The sequence below is a fragment of the Salmonella sp. 2020_1459 genome (genome assembly GCF_043847915.1).
GTDB classification, from domain to species: domain Bacteria; phylum Pseudomonadota; class Gammaproteobacteria; order Enterobacterales; family Enterobacteriaceae; genus Salmonella; species Salmonella enterica.
Window position 1 is genome coordinate 770,067 of sequence record NZ_JBCMFA010000001.1, and the last position, 20,225, is coordinate 790,291.

Annotated in this window: 22 protein-coding genes, 1 tRNA gene and 1 other RNA gene; 8 read left to right on the top strand and 16 right to left on the bottom strand. The window is 48.9% G+C overall.

What is annotated here, in order from left to right; genetic code table 11:
- Positions 1–72: 72 nt before the first annotated feature.
- On the top strand, positions 73–447 hold the full coding sequence (locus ACH0VJ_RS03965) for a MysB family protein (RefSeq protein WP_000180050.1): 375 nt from the start codon (positions 73–75) through the stop codon (positions 445–447).
- Here ACH0VJ_RS03965 and ACH0VJ_RS03970 read toward each other — a convergent pair whose 3' ends face one another.
- The 3 genes from ACH0VJ_RS03970 to mdoG form a co-directional block, all read right to left on the bottom strand.
- Positions 448–675, bottom strand: a complete 228-nt coding sequence (locus ACH0VJ_RS03970; protein WP_001217832.1) for a YceK/YidQ family lipoprotein — start codon at positions 673–675, stop codon at positions 448–450.
- Positions 676–748: 73 nt separating this feature from the next.
- Positions 749–3,292, bottom strand: coding sequence for a glucans biosynthesis glucosyltransferase MdoH (gene mdoH / locus ACH0VJ_RS03975; protein WP_001044608.1), 2,544 nt, complete (start codon positions 3,290–3,292; stop codon positions 749–751).
- Positions 3,285–4,820, bottom strand: coding sequence for a glucans biosynthesis protein MdoG (mdoG, locus tag ACH0VJ_RS03980; protein WP_023196183.1), 1,536 nt, complete (start codon positions 4,818–4,820; stop codon positions 3,285–3,287). The genes mdoH and mdoG overlap by 8 nt, the downstream gene beginning before the upstream one ends.
- A 271-nt stretch (positions 4,821–5,091) precedes the next feature.
- On the opposite strand from mdoG, the gene mdoC reads away from it, so the two are divergent.
- Positions 5,092–6,246, top strand: a complete 1,155-nt coding sequence (mdoC, locus tag ACH0VJ_RS03985; protein WP_000100069.1) for a glucans biosynthesis protein MdoC — start codon at positions 5,092–5,094, stop codon at positions 6,244–6,246.
- 16 nt (positions 6,247–6,262) lie between these two features.
- Here mdoC and ACH0VJ_RS03990 read toward each other — a convergent pair whose 3' ends face one another.
- The 6 genes from ACH0VJ_RS03990 to csgB all read right to left on the bottom strand — a co-directional run bounded on the left by ACH0VJ_RS03990 (position 6,263) and on the right by csgB (position 10,103).
- A complete protein-coding gene (locus tag ACH0VJ_RS03990; RefSeq protein ID WP_000976323.1) occupies positions 6,263–7,750 on the bottom strand; it encodes a phospholipase D family protein in 1,488 nt (495 codons plus the stop codon).
- Positions 7,686–8,225 carry an O-acetyl-ADP-ribose deacetylase gene (gene ymdB / locus ACH0VJ_RS03995; protein WP_000203944.1) on the bottom strand — a complete coding sequence of 180 codons (540 nt, stop codon included), beginning with the start codon at positions 8,223–8,225 and terminating at the stop codon, positions 7,686–7,688. The genes ACH0VJ_RS03990 and ymdB overlap by 65 nt, the downstream gene beginning before the upstream one ends.
- Before the next feature lie 86 nt (positions 8,226–8,311).
- Entirely contained in the window at positions 8,312–8,632 is a 321-nt protein-coding gene (locus ACH0VJ_RS04000; RefSeq protein ID WP_000111254.1) for a type 1 fimbrial protein, read from the bottom strand.
- Between the two features lie 130 nt (positions 8,633–8,762).
- A complete protein-coding gene (gene csgC / locus ACH0VJ_RS04005; protein ID WP_000557256.1) occupies positions 8,763–9,089 on the bottom strand; it encodes a curli assembly chaperone CsgC in 327 nt (108 codons plus the stop codon).
- A 61-nt stretch (positions 9,090–9,150) separates the two neighbouring features.
- Positions 9,151–9,606, bottom strand: a complete 456-nt coding sequence (gene csgA / locus ACH0VJ_RS04010) for a curli major subunit CsgA (RefSeq protein WP_000771416.1) — start codon at positions 9,604–9,606, stop codon at positions 9,151–9,153.
- Between the two features lie 41 nt (positions 9,607–9,647).
- A complete protein-coding gene (gene csgB, locus ACH0VJ_RS04015; RefSeq protein WP_000791655.1) occupies positions 9,648–10,103 on the bottom strand; it encodes a curli minor subunit CsgB in 456 nt (151 codons plus the stop codon).
- A 754-nt stretch (positions 10,104–10,857) separates the two neighbouring features.
- Between csgB and csgD the strand changes: the two genes are divergently transcribed.
- Genes csgD through csgG form a run of 4 tightly spaced genes read left to right on the top strand, consistent with a single transcriptional unit; the run spans position 10,858 to position 13,211 of the window.
- A complete protein-coding gene (gene csgD / locus ACH0VJ_RS04020) occupies positions 10,858–11,508 on the top strand; it encodes a biofilm master transcriptional regulator CsgD (protein ID WP_000481517.1) in 651 nt (216 codons plus the stop codon).
- A gap of 4 nt (positions 11,509–11,512) precedes the next feature.
- Positions 11,513–11,908 (top strand): curli production assembly/transport protein CsgE, encoded by a 396-nt coding sequence (gene csgE / locus ACH0VJ_RS04025; protein WP_000833306.1) that lies wholly within the window; start codon positions 11,513–11,515, stop codon positions 11,906–11,908.
- Positions 11,909–11,934: 26 nt separating this feature from the next.
- Positions 11,935–12,351 carry a curli production assembly/transport protein CsgF gene (gene csgF / locus ACH0VJ_RS04030; RefSeq protein WP_001264073.1) on the top strand — a complete coding sequence of 139 codons (417 nt, stop codon included), beginning with the start codon at positions 11,935–11,937 and terminating at the stop codon, positions 12,349–12,351.
- A gap of 26 nt (positions 12,352–12,377) precedes the next feature.
- Positions 12,378–13,211, top strand: a complete 834-nt coding sequence (csgG, locus tag ACH0VJ_RS04035) for a curli production assembly/transport protein CsgG (protein WP_001137620.1) — start codon at positions 12,378–12,380, stop codon at positions 13,209–13,211.
- A gap of 38 nt (positions 13,212–13,249) precedes the next feature.
- On the opposite strand, the gene ACH0VJ_RS04040 is transcribed toward csgG, so the two are convergent.
- The 4 genes from ACH0VJ_RS04040 to ghrA all read right to left on the bottom strand — a co-directional run bounded on the left by ACH0VJ_RS04040 (position 13,250) and on the right by ghrA (position 16,171).
- On the bottom strand, positions 13,250–13,732 hold the full coding sequence (locus ACH0VJ_RS04040) for a DUF1097 domain-containing protein (RefSeq protein WP_001546652.1): 483 nt from the start codon (positions 13,730–13,732) through the stop codon (positions 13,250–13,252).
- A 100-nt stretch (positions 13,733–13,832) separates the two neighbouring features.
- Positions 13,833–14,387 (bottom strand): molecular chaperone, encoded by a 555-nt coding sequence (locus ACH0VJ_RS04045; RefSeq protein ID WP_001001890.1) that lies wholly within the window; start codon positions 14,385–14,387, stop codon positions 13,833–13,835.
- A gap of 23 nt (positions 14,388–14,410) precedes the next feature.
- Positions 14,411–15,148: a phosphatase gene (locus ACH0VJ_RS04050; protein WP_000283643.1), complete on the bottom strand. Its 738-nt coding sequence runs from the start codon at positions 15,146–15,148 to the stop codon at positions 14,411–14,413.
- Between the two features lie 84 nt (positions 15,149–15,232).
- Positions 15,233–16,171 carry a glyoxylate/hydroxypyruvate reductase GhrA gene (gene ghrA, locus ACH0VJ_RS04055; RefSeq protein WP_000402551.1) on the bottom strand — a complete coding sequence of 313 codons (939 nt, stop codon included), beginning with the start codon at positions 16,169–16,171 and terminating at the stop codon, positions 15,233–15,235.
- Between the two features lie 235 nt (positions 16,172–16,406).
- Here ghrA and ACH0VJ_RS04060 point away from each other — a divergent pair.
- Positions 16,407–16,494: transfer RNA gene (locus tag ACH0VJ_RS04060), tRNA-Ser, on the top strand.
- A gap of 48 nt (positions 16,495–16,542) precedes the next feature.
- Positions 16,543–16,678: non-coding RNA, RtT sRNA (locus tag ACH0VJ_RS04065), on the top strand.
- 150 nt (positions 16,679–16,828) lie between these two features.
- Here ACH0VJ_RS04065 and ACH0VJ_RS04070 read toward each other — a convergent pair.
- The 3 genes from ACH0VJ_RS04070 to ACH0VJ_RS04080 all read right to left on the bottom strand — a co-directional run bounded on the left by ACH0VJ_RS04070 (position 16,829) and on the right by ACH0VJ_RS04080 (position 20,201).
- The gene (locus ACH0VJ_RS04070) at positions 16,829–17,935 is read right to left on the bottom strand and encodes a Gfo/Idh/MocA family protein (RefSeq protein WP_000988589.1); all 1,107 of its coding nucleotides are present in this window, start codon (positions 17,933–17,935) and stop codon (positions 16,829–16,831) included.
- Between the two features lie 10 nt (positions 17,936–17,945).
- Positions 17,946–19,226: an MFS transporter gene (locus tag ACH0VJ_RS04075; RefSeq protein WP_000560758.1), complete on the bottom strand. Its 1,281-nt coding sequence runs from the start codon at positions 19,224–19,226 to the stop codon at positions 17,946–17,948.
- A gap of 282 nt (positions 19,227–19,508) precedes the next feature.
- Entirely contained in the window at positions 19,509–20,201 is a 693-nt protein-coding gene (locus tag ACH0VJ_RS04080; RefSeq protein WP_000700610.1) for an oligogalacturonate-specific porin KdgM family protein, read from the bottom strand.
- Positions 20,202–20,225 lie beyond the last annotated feature (24 nt).

The following is a 20,225-nucleotide window of genomic DNA, read 5'->3' on the forward strand; positions in this document are numbered from 1 at the left end:
TTTCATACTTGCAATATCACAGAATCAGCTATTCTTTCCCTAAATACCTCGTCAAATCAAAGGGAGACACTGATGACCATGTATGCCACGCTGGAAGAAGCTATCGATGCAGCCCGGGAAGAATTTCTGGCTGACCATCCAGGCCTCGAACAAGATGAAGCGAATGTGCAGCAGTTCAACGTTCAGAAATATGTACTGCAGGATGGGGACATCATGTGGCAGGTCGAATTTTTCGCCGATGAAGGTGAAGATGGCGAATGTCTGCCGATGCTGAGTGGTGAAGCCGCGCAGAGCGTGTTTGACGGCGATTATGATGAGATAGAGATCCGCCAGGAGTGGCAGGAAGAGAATACCTTGCATGAATGGGATGAAGGGGAATTCCAGCTTGAACCCCCGCTTGATACCGAGGAAGGCCGTACTGCAGCAGACGAATGGGATGAGCGTTAATTACTCATAAGGCCCGTGGTGAATATCGAGCGGCAGCAGCAATGTATCGAAGATCAGTGAGAAGGGCAGATCGAGGATAGTGATATAGCGCCATGCGGAATCACGCATATCCCACTGCACGCCAGGGTAATACTGGTTGCCGTGTCCTTGTCCGGGGATCGTTCTGCTGATAATACTGCCGCAGCCGCTCAGGGTAATCACCATTATGCTCACCGCGAATATACGCACCTGATACCTCATTTCACTATAAAAATACCGGCATCACGCCGGTATTTTTCACCTCACTCCAGACCTGAAGACCTTATCCCACTGACGATGCTCGTCCCTGCAACGCCTGCGGATTCAGGACGAGAGACTGATAATGGTTTACCCAGGAAGAGTATCTCTCTGGCGCATTCCAGACCCGATAGTGTAAACGCGCCATCGTCACCGGATCGCTGAGCAAAACCAGACGCCGATCGCGGTTCAGTTTCTCCGGCGTTTCGTTTAGCGCCTGCTCCACATGACGATCGCGGGCTATTTCCAGCACCTTACTGGCGCGGTGACGCGCGGTGGCCATCGCGGTCGCCAGCGCATTAAGCGACGGGTTAAATACCGCATGCATAAAGCCATCGTCCAGAATACGGCGGCGATTCATCTCCAGATATTTATCGGTATCGACCAACACCTGAGGCGGCGAATACTCTTCCGGGATCAGGAACAGCTTCCAGCGTTTGGTGCGTAATCCTACCGTTGAACGACTGGAGATCACCGAAACAAATGGCGACAGAATCAGCGAAAAGACAATCGGCGCCAGCCAGAACAGAAAGCGTAAATCCAGCCACGCCATACCCACCGCCCAGACCAGCCCCAGCAGCAGTTGAGAACCGTGACGCATAAAGGCTTCTCCCCACGGCGTAGAATCATCGTCGCGTTGCGGTGAGTTCCAGACCACTTCCCAGCCGAGGAACGCGCTGACCACAAACACGGTATGAAACAGCATACGCACCGGCGCCAGCAACACGGAGAACAGCACTTCCAGCAACAGCGACAGCGTAACGCGCCAGAAACCGCCATACTCTTTGGTGCCTTTACACCAGATCAGCATAATACTGAGCAGCTTCGGCAGGAACAGCAGCACCATCGTTGACGCAAACAGCGCGATTGCCAGTTCCGGACGCCACTGCGGCCAGACCGGAAAAAGCTGGCGCGGCTGAAGGAAATATTGCGGCTCTGTTAACGCATGAACGACCTGCAGCGCGGTAGAAAGCGCGAGGAACATAAACCATAACGGCGCGGACAGGTATGACATTACCCCGGTCAGGAACACGGCGCGATGCACCGGGTGCATTCCTTTCACCAGGAACAGACGAAAGTTCATCAGGTTGCCGTGACACCAGCGGCGGTCGCGTTTAAGCTCATCCAGCAGGTTTGGCGGCAGCTCTTCATAGGAGCCGGGGAGATCGTAGGCAATCCAGACGCCCCACCCTGCCCGACGCATTAGCGCCGCCTCCACAAAGTCGTGGGAAAGAATCGATCCGGCGAACGAACCTTCTCCCGGCAGCGGCGCCAGAGCGCAGTGCTCGATAAACGGCTTCACGCGGATAATGGCATTGTGCCCCCAGTAGTGCGACTCCCCCAACTGCCAGAAGTGCAGCCCGGCGGTAAACAGCGGCCCATAAACACGGGTCGCGAACTGTTGGCAGCGGGCATACAGAGTATCCATTCCCGACGCTTTCGGCGAAGACTGGATAATCCCGGCGTTTGGGTTCGCTTCCATCAGGCGCACCAGACCGCTCAGACACTCGCCGCTCATCACTGAGTCCGCGTCCAGCACCACCATATAGCTGTACTGATTGCCCCAGCGGCGGCAAAAATCGTCAATATTGCCGCTTTTGCGTTTCATACGGCGGCGGCGGCGACGGTAAAAAATTTGGCCTTCGCCCTGCACTTCCGCAATAAGCTCCATCCACGCCTTTTGCTCCGCCACGCAGATATCCGGGTTATAACTGTCGCTAAGGATATAGACGTCAAAATGCGCGGCGTTGCCTGTGGCTTTAACGGACTCCCAGGTCGCGCGCAGACCGGCGAAAACGCGGCTAACGTCTTCATTACAGATAGGCATGATCAGCGCCGTCCGGTGTTCCGGATTGAGGGGCTCATCGCCAACCGTAGACGCGGAGATGCTGTACTTATCGCGCCCGATAAGCAGTTGCAGGAAGCCCATCAGCGCCGTCCAGAATCCGGCTGACACCCAGCAGAACAGCACGGCAAACAAAATCAGGATACCGGTTTGCAGCATGTAGGGCAGGAGCTGCATAAAAGAGACCCAAATATCCTGCCCCACCATATCCATAGGATTGATGAGCGCCCATCCCTGATAAGGCAGAATGGTCTTCATATACCAGGTCGCGACGACGGTTTGCGCCAGAGTCAAAATTAACAAAATATAGCGGCGTATAGTGCCGACGGTACGCCATTTTTGCTCGCTCGCCTGCTCTTCTTTTGTCAGACGAGAAACATAGCGCGGCGTTACATCCCGCCCACGCAGACGATCCCAGAAACGGCCAACCGGGTTGGTTCGCCAGGGATCGGGAAACATCGAAGAGCGCGTCGCTTTTGGCATAGCCTGCAACTGATCGCGCCCTTCATCATCTTTAATTAACTGCCCCTTCGCCAATGAATCCGGCCAGGCGTGTTCAAGGCGGGCTTTTACGGAACCCTGCGGTGAATCGTCTTCTCGCGAGTAAGTCCGATGCTCGGCATCCAGCGCCTGATGCACGGCGCGGATGTCAGTTTTCGGCAATGCCGCTTTCTCACGTTCAGAAAGCAGCAATGCGTCAATATACTCAGTTGTTTTATTCATTGGCAGGTAACTGGTAGCTCCAGGTTTCACTTAGCGTCTGATCGGCATTCACCAATGCGGCACGCATTTCCGTGGTTTTCTTCGCGTCTTTGACTTTCACGCGCAGCATTAAACGCCAGCCTTTAGTGACTGGGTTATAGCGTACATTACTGTCAACGATTTCACCGTTATCGCCAATGCTGGTTTGCGCAGCGACGGGCGTATCCGGCGGCAGTTTTTTCATGTCGGCGCCAACGAAATCCACCACAAAGGCAATAGTGCCGTCGGGCTGGCGAATCAGATTTGACTGTTTAACGTCGCCCGTTGAGCGGCGTGTTTGCAGCACCCAGGCATTATCCGGCGCATGAAGTTTATCTTCATCGCGGCTGAAGGTCATAGTGTACTTGAAGTTCATCTCTTTACCCGGTTCCGGCAGTTGATCCGGAGTCCAGTAAGCGACGATGTTATCGTTGGTTTCATCATTGGTCGGAATTTCAACCAGTTCAACCTTACCTTTGCCCCAGTCGCCTTTCGGGGTAATCCAGGCGCTTGGACGCAGGTCGTAGCGATCGTCTAAATCTTCAAAGCGCGAGAACTCGCGACCACGCTGCAACAGGCCGAATCCCTGAGGGTTTTCCATTGCATAGCTGCTCACAGCGAGGTGTTTTGGATTGTTCAGCGGACGCCAAATCCACTCGCCATTACCCGCATGAATGGATAAGCCGTTCGAGTCATGCAGTTCCGGACGATAGTTGGTCGTCGGCGACGGCTGGTTTGGCCCAAACAGGAACATACTGGTTAATGGCGCAACGCCCAGCTTGCCCACTTTATCGCGCAGATAGACTTTTGACTGCACGTCCACCACGGTATCGCGGCCAGGAATGATCACAAAACGGTAAGCGCCGGTCGCGCGCGGAGAATCCAGTAATGCATAGACGGTCAAACGCTTATCGGTGGGTTTTGGACGCTCAATCCAGAACTCGCGAAAGCGGGGAAACTCTTCACCAGATGGTAAGGCGGTATCAATCGCCAGGCCGCGCGCAGATAAGCCATATACCTGGCCTGCGCCGATAACGCGGAAATAGCTGGCGCCAAGCATACTGACGATTTCGTCGTTCTTATCTTTACTGTTGATGGGGTACAGAACTTTGAACCCGGCGAAACCTAAATCTTTTACCGTGTCTTTATCGTGCTGAACATTGCCAAAATTGAAGTAATCCGGGCTGTATTTGATTCTTTTGACCGTCGTCGCCGTCACTTCGTTAATCTTGACCGGCGTATCGAAGTACATCCCCTGATGGTAAAATTCGAGCTTAAAAGGGGTCTTTAAGTTGTTCCAGTAGGCTTTATCGCTGTTAAACTGGATCTGCTGATAATCCGCATATTTCATGTCGCGGAAAACGGAGGGCAAGTTGCTTTTAGGCGCCTCATAGCCTTTCCCGGCTAAAGATTGAGCTTGTTTTGCCACGTCATCAATACTGAACGCCCAGCTCGATGATGCGTAAAGCGTTAACATAATAGCTGCGCCCAACCAACGCATTTTCATCATTTGTCGTTTATGTTTCATAATAAGTAAGCACTTCCCCCTTTGTGTGCTTATATCGATCCGATCCATTTTAATGGATAATCAGGCATTACGACAACTGAATCCAGGCTTTGTTCAGCGCGCTGGCTCATGGATTAAGCACCTCCCGCGCCTGTTTTCACTTTGCGTGCTTATCCTGGAGACAGGTTGTCGGAGTTGGTGTAGGGTTGCTACCGAATGTAACTATAATTCGCCTTATGGATAAGGTGAAAAATCTGAGAATACGTGACCTTATATGAGCTCTGTACCCGCGCCGCGTGAATATTTTCTTGACTCTATCCGCGCATGGCTGATGTTGTTAGGGATTCCCTTTCATATCTCGTTGATCTATTCCACTCACAGTTGGCATGTCAATAGCGCCACGCCATCGTGGTGGCTAACCCTGTTTAACGATTTTATCCACGCTTTTCGTATGCAGGTGTTTTTTGTTATTTCTGGTTATTTTTCGTACATGTTGTTTTTACGTTATCCGTTAAAACGCTGGTGGAAAGTACGGGTAGAACGTGTGGGTATTCCCATGCTTACCGCAATCCCTTTGCTTACCTTGCCGCAATTTATCCTGTTGCAATATGTCAAAGAGAAAACAGAGAACTGGCCTACACTCTCTGCCTATGAAAAATATAATACGTTAGCGTGGGAACTCATTTCACACCTGTGGTTTTTACTGGTGCTGGTGATATTAACCACAGTCAGCATCGGGATTTTTACCTGGTTCCAAAAAAGGCAGGAAACAAGCAAGCCTCGTCCCGCCGCTATTTCACTGGCCAGGCTTTCGCTTATTTTTTTCCTGCTGGGGATGGCTTACGCCGCTATCAGGCGCATTATTTTCATCGTATATCCGGCAATCCTCAGTGACGGCATGTTCAATTTTATTGTGATGCAAACGCTATTTTATGTGCCGTTTTTTATTCTCGGCGCGTTGGCCTTCATTCACCCCGATCTGAAAGCGCGCTTCACCACGCCCTCACGCGGATGCACTTTAGGCGCTGCCGTTGCTTTTATCGCCTATCTGCTGAATCAACGTTATGGGAGCGGCGACGCCTGGATGTACGAAACCGAATCCGTGATTACGATGGTAATGGGGCTGTGGATGGTGAACGTGGTATTCTCACTGGGGCATCGCTTGTTAAACTTCCAGTCCGCGCGTGTCACCTATTTCGTAAATGCTTCGCTGTTTATCTATCTGGTGCATCATCCCTTAACGCTTTTCTTTGGCGCGTATATTACGCCGCATATCTCCTCCAACCTGATCGGGTTCTTGTGCGGGCTGATATTTGTTATGGGTATTGCGTTAATTCTGTATGAAATTCATTTACGCATCCCGCTCCTGAAATTTCTCTTTTCAGGTAAACCGCCGGTAAAACAAGAAAGCCGCGCCGCGATCGGGTAGTTTTCCGCGCGCGGGTTCACAGCAACCATTCCACAGGTAAAATTGCCGCCAACCGTACCAGAACTCGCTGCCAGAAACGCGTAGCGGGTTCTTTCTTTAACACCTTTTCCTCTTCTTGCTGACGATCGATCCAGTTAATTCGTCCCCAGCGATCCAGCCGCAGTTGCCAGGCCGCATCGCGTTGGCTCTGCGTAAAACGCTTATGAATAAGCGTCGCCAGCGTTTCACTTTCAATGACAAAGCCCATTTCGGTATTTAAAAGCGTTGAACGGGGATCAAAATTAAGCGACCCGATAAACACCTTACTACCATCAATACTGAACGTTTTAGCATGTAAGCTGGAACCTGAGTTCCCGGTGAGTCCGCGATCATGTACGGCGGTTTCATGTTCGCGGGTCGGTTTCAGTTCGTAGAGCTCCACGCCATAGCGCAGTAATTTCTTGCGCCAGCGCGCGTACCCTGCGTGAACGACCGCCACATCGTTGGCCGCCAGAGAGTTAGTTAAGATGGCGATCTTCACGCCTTTCCTGACCAGATTAAGCAACTGCGCCACGCCTGCGCGCGTAGGGACAAAGTAAGCGGAAATAATGTCGATACGCTCCGTCGGCGACCCCATCACGTCAAATAATCGCTGCGGAAGAAGCGAATGGCGCTGCGCCTTCCCCTCGCCTTTAGAAGGGTCATCGCTAAGCAAGCGTGTTTTTGCCCAAATCAGCGGCAACGTTCCGCGATCGAGATCCGCCATAAACTGGCTGGTTTCCAGCTTATGCAGATAACGGCGGGTGATCTCATCGTTATACCAGGATTCGGGAAGTTCGATACGCTGCGTCAGTTCCTGCTCAGAAAGGGATAATACTTGCTGCAATGTCGACACTGAACTACAGCGCCAGTAACGTTCAAAATCATTGGCGACATCATTGACCACCGGGCCAATGGCCATCACGTCCAGATCGGAAAATAGCGGCTCCTCGCCAGCGCCGAAATAGGCATCGCCGATGTTGCGCCCACCGACCAGCGTCACTACGCCGTCGGCAGTGTAACTTTTATTGTGCATCCGCCGATTCAGCCGCGCAAAATCCGTCAAATATCCCAGCGCGCGTAGCGTACGAAAAGAGAAAGGATTAAACAGACGAACTTCGATATTAGGATGGCTATCCAGCAAGCGCAACGTATCATCCAGACCAGGCGTATTGTTATCATCCAGCAGCAGACGAACATGAACGCCGCGCTTCGCCGCCGACAGCAGTACCGAAAAGAGCAGCCGCCCGGACATATCGTCTTCCCAAATATAATACTGCACATCCAGCGTCCGCGCCGCCATTTCAGTCAGGCGGTAGCGGGCGGCAAAAGCGTCCAGACTGTTATCCAGCGCGAGAATGCCGCACTCTCCGGGATGGCGCGCGCATAGCGGTTCAACGGCACGCTCCAGGCGTGTTTTATCAGGCAGGGTCGTCGCCTTGCTGAGTAAGTAATCTTGCGTAAAGCCGGGCAGTTTCTTCATCATAACAGACAAAGTATACCTGTTCAGGCAGAGCGTAACGGGTAATAAAATCTGAAACCGTCCTGACGGCGACTTCAGCGGCCTGGGCGCGTGGATAGCCATAAACGCCGGTACTGATTGCCGGAAAAGCGATGGAACGAAAGTGATTCGCCTCGGCAAGCAGCAAACAATTCCGGTATGCCTCTTCGAGTAGCTCAGCTTCCTGGTGTTCGCCGCCTCGCCAGACGGGCCCCACTGTGTGAATAACCGCCTTTGCCGAAAGCTTGCCAGCAGGCGTGATAACCGCATGTCCCGTCTGACATTCGCCCTGTTGCTGACGGATGAGTTTACAGGCGTCCAGCAATGCCGGCCCCGCCGCGCGATGAATCGCGCCGTCTACGCCGCCGCCGCCCATTAATGATGCGTTAGCGGCATTCACAATCGCATCGACGCTAAGTTGAGTGATATCACCCTGTATGACCTGAAGACGTGATGTCATAACCCCCCCCTTTGTCTCACCTTATCTGCAAAGTGTACAGCAGGGCTTTCAACAGAGTCGCTCTTTTTATATCTATGACACCGCCGTTAACGGTACTCAATATTCATCACCGCCAGGCTTTTTTGCGCATCGAGATAATGCAGCCGCACCGTCGCAATGGACTGAATATCCTGCGGTAATCCAGATGCCTGCCGAAGGTCAATCCGGTGCATTTGCTTTTTACCTTCGCGTAGGCAGGTTAAATCAATATTTTCGGCGTGAGTAGAAATATCGCACAGTGGCTCAACAATCGCGCCGCGAAAATGGATAACGCCGCCCTGTACCGTTTGTTGCCCTACCGCAGAATGGATAAAAAAAGCGCAGATACACAGGCCTATGGCAGGGATATTTTTCTTGATCACGGACATGTTAACTCCTCAATGATTAGTCATCCTCGAGGGTTCGGCGTTACCTTATAGCGACATGCCGAGACGATGAGACGCTTTTATCGCCTCTTTATACCCAGGTCAGCCAATCCATTTCCGCCACCATCAAAAACTACTGTGCAGAAGGCGGCCATTGTTGTGATAAATGCAGTGATTGTCCGTCCGAAACAGTAACAATAATTTTAACCGAGTCCTCTGAAGATATATTTACACTAAGACGAGACAACTCAATCGGTTGATTAGCAGGTAAAGATAGCGTTTGTTTTTGCTGTGTATGGCTTTGTCCCCCGACGCCGTCGCGCACAGAGAGAATTTGCACCTGACAGACGCAGGGTTCGTTTAATGTGACCTGAGGGATCACCGTGTAAATATCGCCTTGCTGAGTCGTGGTAAACGTAATCTGATTTGAAAGTGCGGCAAGGAGCAATAAAGTATGCATAATTTCCTCCCGAAAAAAAACAGGGCTTACGCCCTGTTTTTTTATTAGCGCAGACGCTAAATTAATACTGGTTAGCCGTGGCGTTGTTGCCAAAACCAACCTGACGTACCATTACGCTGGAATCAGATGCGGTCTGATTAACCAGCGCAGCGTTATTACCGCCGTATTGACCGACAGTAATATCGGAGTTTTTAGCGTTCCACTGGTCGATGGTGGCATTGTTTCTGAAACCATTCTGAGTCAGTTCAATAGTACTATTATCCGCACCCTGGCCTACATCGGCGCCGTTACCATAACCGCTCTGGGTAATAGTCGTTTCAGATTTACGGGCATCGCTTTGCAGAGCAAGCGCAGCGTTAGCGGAACCGTACTGATAAATGCTCAACGTGGAATCCGGGCCGGAACTATTGCCGCCGCCGTTATGATTACCGCCGCCGCCCCATTGTGGAACGACGCCAGCCAGAGCACTGCCAGAAACTACGATTGCTGCGAATGCTGCCACTTTTAAAAGTTTCATGGTAAAACCCCCATCGGATTGATTTAAAAGTCGTAACGGTATTAGCGTTGGGTGACGCGAATAGCCATATGCGACTGTTTCTGCACTACAACTGCTGTTTTCTGCGTACCGTACTGGGTAATATTGGCCTTATTTCCAGAACCTTTCTGTATAATAGCCGCACTATTACCGTAAGCGCTTTGCGATATACTGGCATCGTTGGCATTGCCCGTTTGCTCAATATACGCAAAGTTATAATTCCCTGCCTGGTCGACTTTCGCCCGATTATTTCCTCCTTCTTGTGAAATAACGGACAATAGTTTTGATCCTTCCTGGCGTACTCTGGCACTATTATCCGTGCCGACTTGACCAATAATGGCCGCCTGATTAAATGAAGACTTGCTTAATTCATTTACCGCAAAATTATACTCTGAACGAGCCAGATCATAATTTGTCGCGGTTGCAATCCCAGGCGCACCCAGTATTGTCAACATCATAAATAACAATTTGTTTTTCATGCTGTCACCCTGGACCTGGTCGTACATAGCGAAAATTATCTATTACCTTGTTAGCGACATGCGTTTTTTGTTAACGCGTCGTTACGATGAAGAGTATGTCCGTGGAAACATTTTTAATAACTCACCCACGCGTGGTATTTTGTTATTTAAGCTCATACCAAAGTGCTAATAAAACGATAGCCATGTGATTTTTTATAATTGATTTTTGGCCACAGAAGATAGTGTATCGCGCACCTAAAAAATGAAGTGTTGGTGTGTGTTATGCCGCCATGGGGATGTTCTTATGCTTCCCATGTGGGGCAATACGCACAAGACGTGACACACTTCGTTTTTTTTGTCTTTGTGCTGTCCAGGTTAATGCCACGTCTCAAATTTTAAGAAAAAATAAAATCAAAACATGACACACAATAATTAAAATGATTAAAAATCAATTAGTTATTATAATTTGTATGATTTTTTAAATCTATGCAATAACAGCGAAATGTACAACTTTACTATCAAATCTAAACTTCAAAAAAACCCAAAAACAACATTTTAATATATATTTTTACATCTGGTTACAAGTTTAACACTTGCTTTAAGATTTGTAATGGCTAGATTGAAAACAGTTAAAAGTATTTTCGTAAATATTTTTCTCTTTCTGGATAATGGGCTATTTCAACCCACAGCAGTGCAACATCTGTCAGTACTTCTGGTGCCTTTATTTTATGGGGGCAGCTGTCAGATGTGCGATTAAAAAAAGTGGAGTTTCATCATGTTTAATGAAGTCCATAGTAGTCATGGTCACACACTATTGTTGATCACAAAGCCATCTCTGCAAGCTACGGCATTATTGCAACATTTAAAGCAATCGCTGGCCATAACCGGAAAACTGCATAATATTCAACGTTCTCTGGAAGATATCTCAGCCGGTTGCATTGTTTTAATGGATATGATGGAAGCGGATAAGAAGCTTATCCACTATTGGCAGGATAATTTAAGCCGCAAAAACAATAATATAAAAACATTATTGTTAAATACCCCTGACGATTATCCCTACCGTGAAATTGAAAACTGGCCTCATATTAACGGCGTGTTTTACGCCACTGAAGACCAGGAACACGTGGTCAGCGGATTACAGGGTATTCTGCGTGGCGAATGCTATTTTTCACAAAAATTAGCCAGTTACCTGATTACGCACTCAGGAAATTACCGCTACAACAGCACCGAGTCCGCATTACTCACTCATCGCGAAAAAGAGATCCTCAATAAGTTACGTATTGGTGCCTCTAATAATGAAATCGCGAGGTCGCTATTTATCAGCGAGAATACGGTTAAGACACATCTTTATAATCTTTTCAAAAAGATAGCTGTCAAAAATCGCACCCAGGCAGTTTCATGGGCAAACGATAATCTCAGGCGGTAAGGCCATGAAACGCTATCTGACCTGGATTGTAGCAGCAGAGTTACTGTTCGCTACCGGAAACCTGCATGCCAATGAAGTTGAAGTCGAGGTTCCCGGATTGTTAACCGACCATACCGTCTCTTCGATAGGACATGAATTCTATCGTGCATTCAGCGACAAATGGGAAAGCGAATACACCGGCAATCTGACCATTAATGAAAGACCCAGTGCGCGTTGGGGAAGCTGGATCACCATAACGGTAAATCAGGACGTTATTTTCCAGACCTTTTTATTTCCAATGAAAAGAGACTTCGAGAAAACCGTCGTCTTCGCATTAGCGCAAACAGAGGAAGCATTAAATCGCCGAAAAATAGATCAAACGCTATTAAGTACGAGTGATTTAGCGCGTGATGAATTCTAAAACATGATTTTTATCCGGAGGCTGTCATGCGTGTTAAACATGCAGTAGTGCTGCTCATGCTTTTTTCGCCATTAACCTGGGCTGGAAATATGACGTTCCAGTTCCGTAATCCTAACTTTGGTGGAAACCCCAATAACGGTTCCTTTTTATTGAATAGCGCCCAGGCGCAAAATTCATATAAAGACCCCGCTTATGATAACGATTTTGGTATCGAAACCCCCTCAGCGTTGGATAACTTTACGCAGGCTATTCAATCGCAAATTCTGGGCGGCTTGTTGACCAATATTAATACCGGGAAACCAGGACGTATGGTGACCAACGATTTTATTATCGATATCGCTAATCGCGACGGACAGCTCCAGCTCAACGTCACGGACAGAAAAACGGGAAGAACCTCGACCATCGAAGTGTCAGGTTTACAAACTCAGTCAACCGATTTTTAAGCTACAGTCACTAAAGGATATAAATCATGCCGCGCTTACTTATTTTGGTTGCCGTTTTATTGTTGAGTGGATGCTTAACTGCCCCGCCGAAACAAGCTGCGAAACCGACATTAATGCCCCGCGCACAAAGTTACAAAGATTTGACGCACTTACCTGCTCCCACCGGTAAGATCTTTGTTTCGGTATATAACATTCAGGATGAAACGGGCCAATTTAAACCTTACCCGGCAAGTAACTTTTCTACGGCTGTGCCGCAGAGCGCCACCGCTATGTTGGTCACCGCGCTGAAAGATTCGCGCTGGTTTATCCCGCTGGAACGACAAGGCTTACAGAATCTTTTGAATGAACGGAAAATTATTCGCGCAGCCCAGGAAAACGGCACCGTGGCGATGAATAACCGTATCCCGCTTCAGTCGCTGACGGCGGCAAATATTATGGTGGAAGGTTCTATTATTGGTTATGAAAGTAACGTCAAATCCGGCGGGGTCGGCGCAAGATATTTCGGTATTGGCGCCGATACGCAGTATCAGCTGGATCAGATTGCTGTCAACCTGCGCGTGGTTAACGTCAGTACAGGCGAGATCCTTTCTTCGGTGAACACCAGTAAAACGATCCTTTCCTATGAAGTACAGGCAGGCGTGTTCCGTTTTATTGATTACCAGCGCTTACTGGAAGGCGAAATCGGCTATACCTCGAACGAACCGGTGATGCTGTGTCTGATGTCAGCCATTGAAACCGGCGTTATCTTCCTCATTAATGATGGTATCGATCGCGGACTGTGGGATTTGCAGAATAAAGCGGACAGGCAAAATGATATTCTGGTGAAATACCGTGAGCTGTCAGTACCGCCAGAATCCTGATCAATACGACAAAGCGTGGGGAAGAACCCCACGCTTTTTTATTTTGTGACCGCCGTATTCGCTGAATGTTGCTCGCGGCGTGATGCCAGCCATAGCCCACTATTTTTCATGGCATAGCCAAAGATTAGCCCCAGCGCCAGCGACGGTAATACCAACCGCCAGTCACCCTGCCCTGCAAATGTCGCGCAGGCGCCGATAAATGTTCCCGGAACAAAAGAAAGCAATAGCTGCTTTGCCTGGATACACATCAGGAATGCCACGATCCCCGTCAACACGTAACTGACAATTTCCAGATGCGGCGCCAGCGCGCTACCGTGAATAATGACCAGCGCCCACACCATACCGCTTAACAGCGTACAGGCGGAAATCAACAATCCCTTAAAGCCGCCCTGCGGACAGGCGAAATAAGCCGTACAGCCTAAAAAACCGGCCCAGCTTAGTAACCCCAGGGAGACGGCCACCCATCCCCATATTCCAGAAAGGATGCCCGTCGTGATAGCAATAGAAAGAAGTATGTTCATGGCGCGCATCATAACAGAAAAGCGGCACATTAATGAGATCGCGCACACATTTTATGCAATGATGTAAAAGTCGTTGCAGTTAATGGTGATTTACATCACATTATTCTTCATCTTCTTCCTGAAGTTCATCCCACATGGCCCCTATCGCATCACGCGTTAGCGGCGCCAGAGTGCGCCAGAATGGCGTAACGGCATGGGCTTCAACTTTACCGAGGAAGGTATTGCACCAGGGAAGCAGATAATCGGCAAATAAGGTTTCCAGCGCTTCACTTTCATCTTCGGCAGACTGATCTTCCAGCCAGGAGGCCGCGAGCAATAAAGTGCCAATGTGATCGGCAGGCGTATCGGCCAGCGGCATCCCTCGCGACGTTAAAAAAGCGCGCACCTCAGACTCTTCCGCGCCTTCGACCCACGCACTGCGGTATGGCGCTACCGCGCACTCTTCCCCAACAAATAACGCATTGTAATCAGTGGAAATCTGCGTGATATCGCAGCTTTTCTGTAAACGCGCCAGCATGTCATCCTGCTCCAGCGGCCAGTTTGCCGCCAGTTTACCTTCACGGATTAACGTAAACAGCGGAACCAGTAAAGGATCTTGCGGTTGGCGGTAATACAACGATCCCAGCACACGGCACAGGATTGAAAACTCATTCATTGATATCTTCCCGTAAATAACGATTAAAGTTCGGCAAATTCCGGTACAGGCGCCATACCGCGTGATTCGAGGAAGGCCAGTAAGCGCTGCGGCGAGACGTTCAGGATTCGATCTTCCGGAAAATTCACCGCATCCAGAATTTTCCGGCATTCGGTGAAATCGCCAAGCGTAAAGGCCGTATGGGAATCAGATCCTAACGCTACCCAGCCTCCCGCATCGCGTACGGCAGCAGCGACCGCGCGGCAATTATCTTCGCTTCCTTTACGCGAATGCAGAAAGGAAGAGTTGTTGATTTCCAGCGCTACATGGTGTTTCGCCGCCGCCTGCGCGATGGCTTTAACCTCCACTGGATACTTTGGATTTCCGGGGTGACTAATTATATGCACCTTGCCGCTGGCGATGGTCGCGATCATCGCCTGAGTATTGGTTTCTTTATCATGCGGCGCAAAAACGGGCTCATGAAAGCCTGCGATAATCAGATCCAGCGAGTCGAACATCTTTCCGGAACAATCAATTTCACCGTTAATATTCTTGATATTCGCCTCAATGCCACGCAGTATCCCCACGCCGTCAACCAGACGCGGCCAGATGCGCATGTTAATAAAATGCCAGTGATGCGGCGCATCTTCCATGTCCGGACCATGATCGGTAATCGCAAAAAGTTTAATGCCTTTGCGTTTGGCTTCCGCGATATAATCGCTCAGAGTACTGTAGGCATGAGTGCTGGCGACGGTATGCATATGCAGGTCAACGGGATACATTGCTCTCTCCTGTAGTCATTTCCGACAAGGATAGCAGGTATCGCCAGCGTTTTTTAGCGAAACCCGGCCTGCGCCGGGTTGATATCAATATCCTCTCGCCCGATCCACCTGCCCCGTTACCGGCTCTCCCTTCTCCAGCTGGGTAATGGTGCGGCTAATATAATCGATGGCTTCCGCCGGACGGGTGACTGCCGCAATGTGCGGCGTCATGGCGACTCGCGGATGGCGCCATAATGGACTTTCCTGCGGTAACGGTTCCTGGCTAAAGACATCCAACATCGCGCCTTTTAGCTTACCGCTATCAAGCGCAGCCAGCAGATCCGCCTCCTGAACATGCACGCCGCGCGCGAGATTCAACACGTAAGCGCCATCCGGCAATTGATCCAACAATTCGCTATTAATAATTCCTACCGTTTGGGCCGTATTCGGCAGCAGATTAATCAGCACCCGCGTCTGGTTCAGGAAAGCGTGCAGCTCTTCACGCCCAACATAACTTTCCACGCCAGGCCAGGATTTGCGACTACGACTCCAGCAACGTAACGGGAACCCCCACGCCTGTAGACTTTCTGCCACTTTTGCACCCAGTACCCCTGCGCCCATGATACCGACGCTAAACTCTTCGCGGGTATATTCCGGCAACGGTTTCCATAGCGCCTGATTTTTCAGCGCCTGATAATCATCGAAACGACGGAACCAGTGTAATACCTGGCTGACGGCATACTCCTGCATTTGCAGGCCCATTCCGGTATCTTCCAGACGGAATAGAGGAATGGAGGCGTCCAGCATTTCCGGATGCGCATTTAATTTACTCAGAATTGCATCCACCCCCGCGCCCAGCGCAAAGACGGCTTTTAAGCGTCTTCCGGCCAGCATTTCAACCGGGGGCTGCCATACAAGCGCATAGTCTGCGGGGTTGTTATCACCGACCTTCCATTCACGAACGCGCGCATGTGGGAGAGCCTTCTCCAGCGCATTTACCCACCAGGCGGCGTTAAATGTCGGGTGATAAAAAATTATCTCCATGTTATCTCCTGAGCAGTATGGTGCGGAATGTGATTGCGCCTGTTATCAGCGTTTTCAACGGGATGTGCAGCATAGCAAATTTCCCGGCGCGGGCAAAAAAAGCAGTTTTCGCTTATTAAAGCCACAGATTGGTGGAAGTTTGTATAAACGCGCTTTTTTTTAAAAAAGTTGATTGACGTAGAATGGATATTTCCCTACATTAGCGCCCGTTCCAGTAATGCTGGAGCGACAATATGGTGAGGTGTCCGAGTGGCTGAAGGAGCACGCCTGGAAAGTGTGTATACGGCAACGTATCGGGGGTTCGAATCCCCCCCTCACCGCCATATTCAAGTTGAGAGCCTGTACAGAAGTACGGGCTTTTTGCTTATATGTATCCCCCAAACCAAGGGGGGATGAGAACCACCGACCGGGGTTCGACAACTGGCGCAGCCAGTTGGACAGACGACGAGCTTGCGAGGAGACTGCCCGAAGGGCGAGCGCAGCGAGTCAATCCCCCCCTCACCGCCATATTTAAGAAAGAGCTCGTACGAAAGTACGGGCTTTTTGCTTATATGTGACCCGTCCATTGCCGGATGGCGGCACAGTTCACAGGCGCCTTATCCGGTCTACATAAGCGCAGCGCCACCGGGTAATAACACCACCATCCGGCTTCCCATTTTAGCCAAGAATTTCAGTGAGTTTTACTTTGCGCCCCTCGTTTGAGGAAAGCGTCGCAGCATCAGCGGTAGCAATGGCATTTGTCGCCGCTTCTCCCGTTAGCAATTTAGCAAACTCCTCGCCTGGCTCCAGACCGTTTATCACATCATGCAAGTACTGCATCTCCAGTTTCATAATTGATGAGAGCCACATCGGCGTACGTTTACCGGGTTTACCATAAGCGATTGCGCCATCCATCTCGCTGGATATGTTACCGTTGCGACGATCATCATCCTCCGCCTGGCTTTCATGCACAAGAAAGTGTGTTTTTTTGCCCGCTTTTATTAGATAACCCGCCGTGTTTTGCATATCAATGAGAATTGCACCTGTCGTGCCCTCAATTAATACATAGTGCTCAGGGTAGTGGAACGATGATCCCCACTGAAGTGTCGCGAAACGACCGCTTTCGAACTCAAGAGTGATTAGGACAACATCATCTTCATCACCAAATTTTTCACCTTTGTGCGCAACATTCCCCGCCGCCATTGAAACCAGGGATGGGGTTTCATCCATGATGAACAGTGTACAATCTAGCTCGTGAATGTGATGGTACAGATGCCCACCTGACTTTGCGCGAATCTTCTTCCATGAGATCTCATCCTGCACGTCTTCAAAACCATTACGTTTAGTGTGAACTTGTGTAACTTCACCGATTTCACCGGCTTTGATGAGCGCTTTAGCGTGGCGAACCCCGTGAAAAAAGTTCATAACGTGACCCGCCATAAAGGTAACACCCGCTTCTTTGCAGGCATCAACCATATCCTTACAATCCTGGTAATTTAAGGCGATAGGTTTTTCACAAAACACGTGTTTACCCGCTTTAGCCGCCGCAATGACCGGCGCTTTATGTAAGTAATTTGGTGAAGCAATAATTACGCAATCCACATCAGGATGGGTACAAAGCGCCTCCATCGTTGCAGTGGCGACACAGTTCAACTCTTTCGCTATCGGAGCCGCATTTACCGGATCGTAAATCGCAGTGATTTTCGCCCCTTCAACCTTAGACATAAATCGCGCCAGTTCAGCGCCAAAATAACCTGTACCTACAACACCGTATTTCGTCATCATTTATCCTCTATTAAAATTCTTTTGTTGATTGAAAACTTTCACGACGTGCTTTTAGTCTGTCCGGAATGGATAGGCCAATAATGAGTAGAATTGTTGCGGTCCAGAAAGCAACAATGAACGTTAGCGCAGCGCCTAGCCCCATTGTTATTCCAAGCCAGGTCGCCGCCATTGAATTGAATGTGCCTGATGTCGCAGCAAGATTATAAATCAGCCCGGTACCCAAACCACGAACCTCAAGAGGAAAGTAGTCGTAGAGAAATTTGGGAACCAACCCGCCAACACCTACGTTAGTCGCCATTAAACCGAATAAACATGCGCCCAGCAGTAAATAATTATCTTGCGGAATTCTGAATAACGGGAAAATGAATAAAAAGGACATGAGAAGACCAATGCTGAACGTTTTCTTCAAACCAATTCTATCTGCGCACAGACCCCAAACGATATTTCCCAATACAGTGCCGAATGCCGCCGCCGTCATTAAATTAGAGACCACGCCCGTATCAAAGCCCTCTCCCGCCAAATATGTAGGCAGTAGACCAAAGATCGGCCAGTTTGCGCCGAAAATAGAGAACAGAACAATAAATACACATAATGTCAGTGGAAATTGAGCTCGATTAAATAGCCCTTTCATTGACAAAGAGAAAACTGACCAGGCACTTTGTGAATGCTTTCCGGGACCACTGAGTTTGGCTTCTTCCCACTCTTTAGATTCAGGAGCCCTGGCCCGGATGTAGATTACTAAAAGAACGGGTAGCAAACCGACAAAAAAAGCAGCACGCCAACCATACGCTTCGGCAAATGACGGCATAAAATAGGCTGCTATGATGTTACCAATACCGAAACCTGAAACCAGAAATGCGCTCGCTTTAGATTTTAAATGCTTTGGCCAACTTTCCACGGCATAAGTAGAAGCGCAAGCATACTCCCCCGCCATCCCCATACCGACAATGAAGCGACTAAGCGTCAGCATAATTACACCGGAAGCCAGGCCACTTAACCCTGTACCTACAGAATAGGCAACTATCGACCACATCATTAACGGCTTACGGCCAAATTTGTCTGCCAGCAGACCAAATAGCGCCCCGCCAAATGGTCGCCCAATAAAGGCCGCTGTGGCAAGGAATGCGCCCTCCATATCTGTCAATCCTAAGTCAGCCTTGATCAGATACATAATGTAGAAAATCAGCATAAAGTCGAAGCCATCAAAAACGTAACCCAGCCATGCTGAAAATAAAGCATTTTTTTGTGGACGAGTTATCTCGCTATACCACGGGAAGAATTTTGCTATCACAATAAAACCCTTATTTGCTGTTACCGTCTGAAATGCTTACGGAATTAATTTTTAAGTCATATCAATTGCCGAATAAGACACTATCAATCGGCACTTTCCGACAACCGCCTGAGATCGTAGCTATGTAAGGCGTATATTCATTGTTTATCATGCTTGTTCGTAGCTACGTTAAGGACGTGAATACTCAAGACAAAGTCTAACGTTCTGTAACGTAGCTACGGGCTATAAGATTATCGATATGAATACTAAGCAAAGATTAGTACAGTAACTCTTTAACCTTTCTCAAAAGTGGTATTGTAATCCAACGCGATAACGGGTCTGTCTCTCATCGGTATTATTTCTCACCGCTACATTTCCGACCTCAACGTATGGTGTAAATGACTTATTCAGTTTCCAGGCTAAAGCCACATTATGTTCATAGTTTGTTTTTTTGTTATCAAATTTAATTTGATCGCTATCCATCCAGGTAAAGTTATATTCTAATTTCAACTCATCAAAAACATAACCTATATAAGTATCAAATCTATTCGTTTTCTCATCATCACTATAGTTAGCTGTCTTCCTTGCATAGTCATAACGGTAACGACCAGCCATATAAACACCAGAATCAAAATTATATTGCCCCCTTAAATAAGGCTTATAAATTGAAGTGTCTGGACCGCTTTCAAATATAAATCCAGGCTGCAAAACAAAATTGTCCGTAACTTTATAATTATAACTTACGCCCAGTTCTATAGCGTTTGCGACGAGATCGCTTAAATGCTTATCCTGCTCACCATCTACTCCTCCCGATTTAACGCTGGCATCGACATAAAAACCAATGCCGTTAGGAAGCTTTTCAATTATAGCAATACGGTCTTTATTAATTCTGGTTCTATCAGCATATTCATGCCGATAATCAAGGGTTGCCGCTTGTAGATATGATGAAAATGCTATAAACGAAACCATACCCAGAAGATATTTGTTGATTTTCATAAAATACTCCGCTCATCAATTAAC

What these genes read in the sequence shown, in the direction of transcription:
- ACH0VJ_RS03965 (WP_000180050.1), top strand. Translation starts at nt 73, where the DNA reads ATGACCATGTATGCCACGCTGGAAGAAGCTATCGATGCAGCCCGGGAA.
- mdoH (WP_001044608.1), bottom strand. Translation starts at nt 3,292, where the DNA reads ATGAATAAAACAACTGAGTATATTGACGCATTGCTGCTTTCTGAACGT.
- mdoG (WP_023196183.1), bottom strand. Translation starts at nt 4,820, where the DNA reads ATGATGAAAATGCGTTGGTTGGGCGCAGCTATTATGTTAACGCTTTAC.
- mdoC (WP_000100069.1), top strand. Translation starts at nt 5,092, where the DNA reads ATGAGCTCTGTACCCGCGCCGCGTGAATATTTTCTTGACTCTATCCGC.
- ACH0VJ_RS03990 (WP_000976323.1), bottom strand. Translation starts at nt 7,750, where the DNA reads ATGATGAAGAAACTGCCCGGCTTTACGCAAGATTACTTACTCAGCAAG.
- ymdB (WP_000203944.1), bottom strand. Translation starts at nt 8,225, where the DNA reads ATGACATCACGTCTTCAGGTCATACAGGGTGATATCACTCAACTTAGC.
- ACH0VJ_RS04000 (WP_000111254.1), bottom strand. Translation starts at nt 8,632, where the DNA reads ATGTCCGTGATCAAGAAAAATATCCCTGCCATAGGCCTGTGTATCTGC.
- csgC (WP_000557256.1), bottom strand. Translation starts at nt 9,089, where the DNA reads ATGCATACTTTATTGCTCCTTGCCGCACTTTCAAATCAGATTACGTTT.
- csgA (WP_000771416.1), bottom strand. Translation starts at nt 9,606, where the DNA reads ATGAAACTTTTAAAAGTGGCAGCATTCGCAGCAATCGTAGTTTCTGGC.
- csgB (WP_000791655.1), bottom strand. Translation starts at nt 10,103, where the DNA reads ATGAAAAACAAATTGTTATTTATGATGTTGACAATACTGGGTGCGCCT.
- csgD (WP_000481517.1), top strand. Translation starts at nt 10,858, where the DNA reads ATGTTTAATGAAGTCCATAGTAGTCATGGTCACACACTATTGTTGATC.
- csgE (WP_000833306.1), top strand. Translation starts at nt 11,513, where the DNA reads ATGAAACGCTATCTGACCTGGATTGTAGCAGCAGAGTTACTGTTCGCT.
- csgF (WP_001264073.1), top strand. Translation starts at nt 11,935, where the DNA reads ATGCGTGTTAAACATGCAGTAGTGCTGCTCATGCTTTTTTCGCCATTA.
- csgG (WP_001137620.1), top strand. Translation starts at nt 12,378, where the DNA reads ATGCCGCGCTTACTTATTTTGGTTGCCGTTTTATTGTTGAGTGGATGC.
- ACH0VJ_RS04040 (WP_001546652.1), bottom strand. Translation starts at nt 13,732, where the DNA reads ATGAACATACTTCTTTCTATTGCTATCACGACGGGCATCCTTTCTGGA.
- ACH0VJ_RS04045 (WP_001001890.1), bottom strand. Translation starts at nt 14,387, where the DNA reads ATGAATGAGTTTTCAATCCTGTGCCGTGTGCTGGGATCGTTGTATTAC.
- ACH0VJ_RS04050 (WP_000283643.1), bottom strand. Translation starts at nt 15,148, where the DNA reads ATGTATCCCGTTGACCTGCATATGCATACCGTCGCCAGCACTCATGCC.
- ghrA (WP_000402551.1), bottom strand. Translation starts at nt 16,171, where the DNA reads ATGGAGATAATTTTTTATCACCCGACATTTAACGCCGCCTGGTGGGTA.
- ACH0VJ_RS04070 (WP_000988589.1), bottom strand. Translation starts at nt 17,935, where the DNA reads ATGATGACGAAATACGGTGTTGTAGGTACAGGTTATTTTGGCGCTGAA.
- ACH0VJ_RS04080 (WP_000700610.1), bottom strand. Translation starts at nt 20,201, where the DNA reads ATGAAAATCAACAAATATCTTCTGGGTATGGTTTCGTTTATAGCATTT.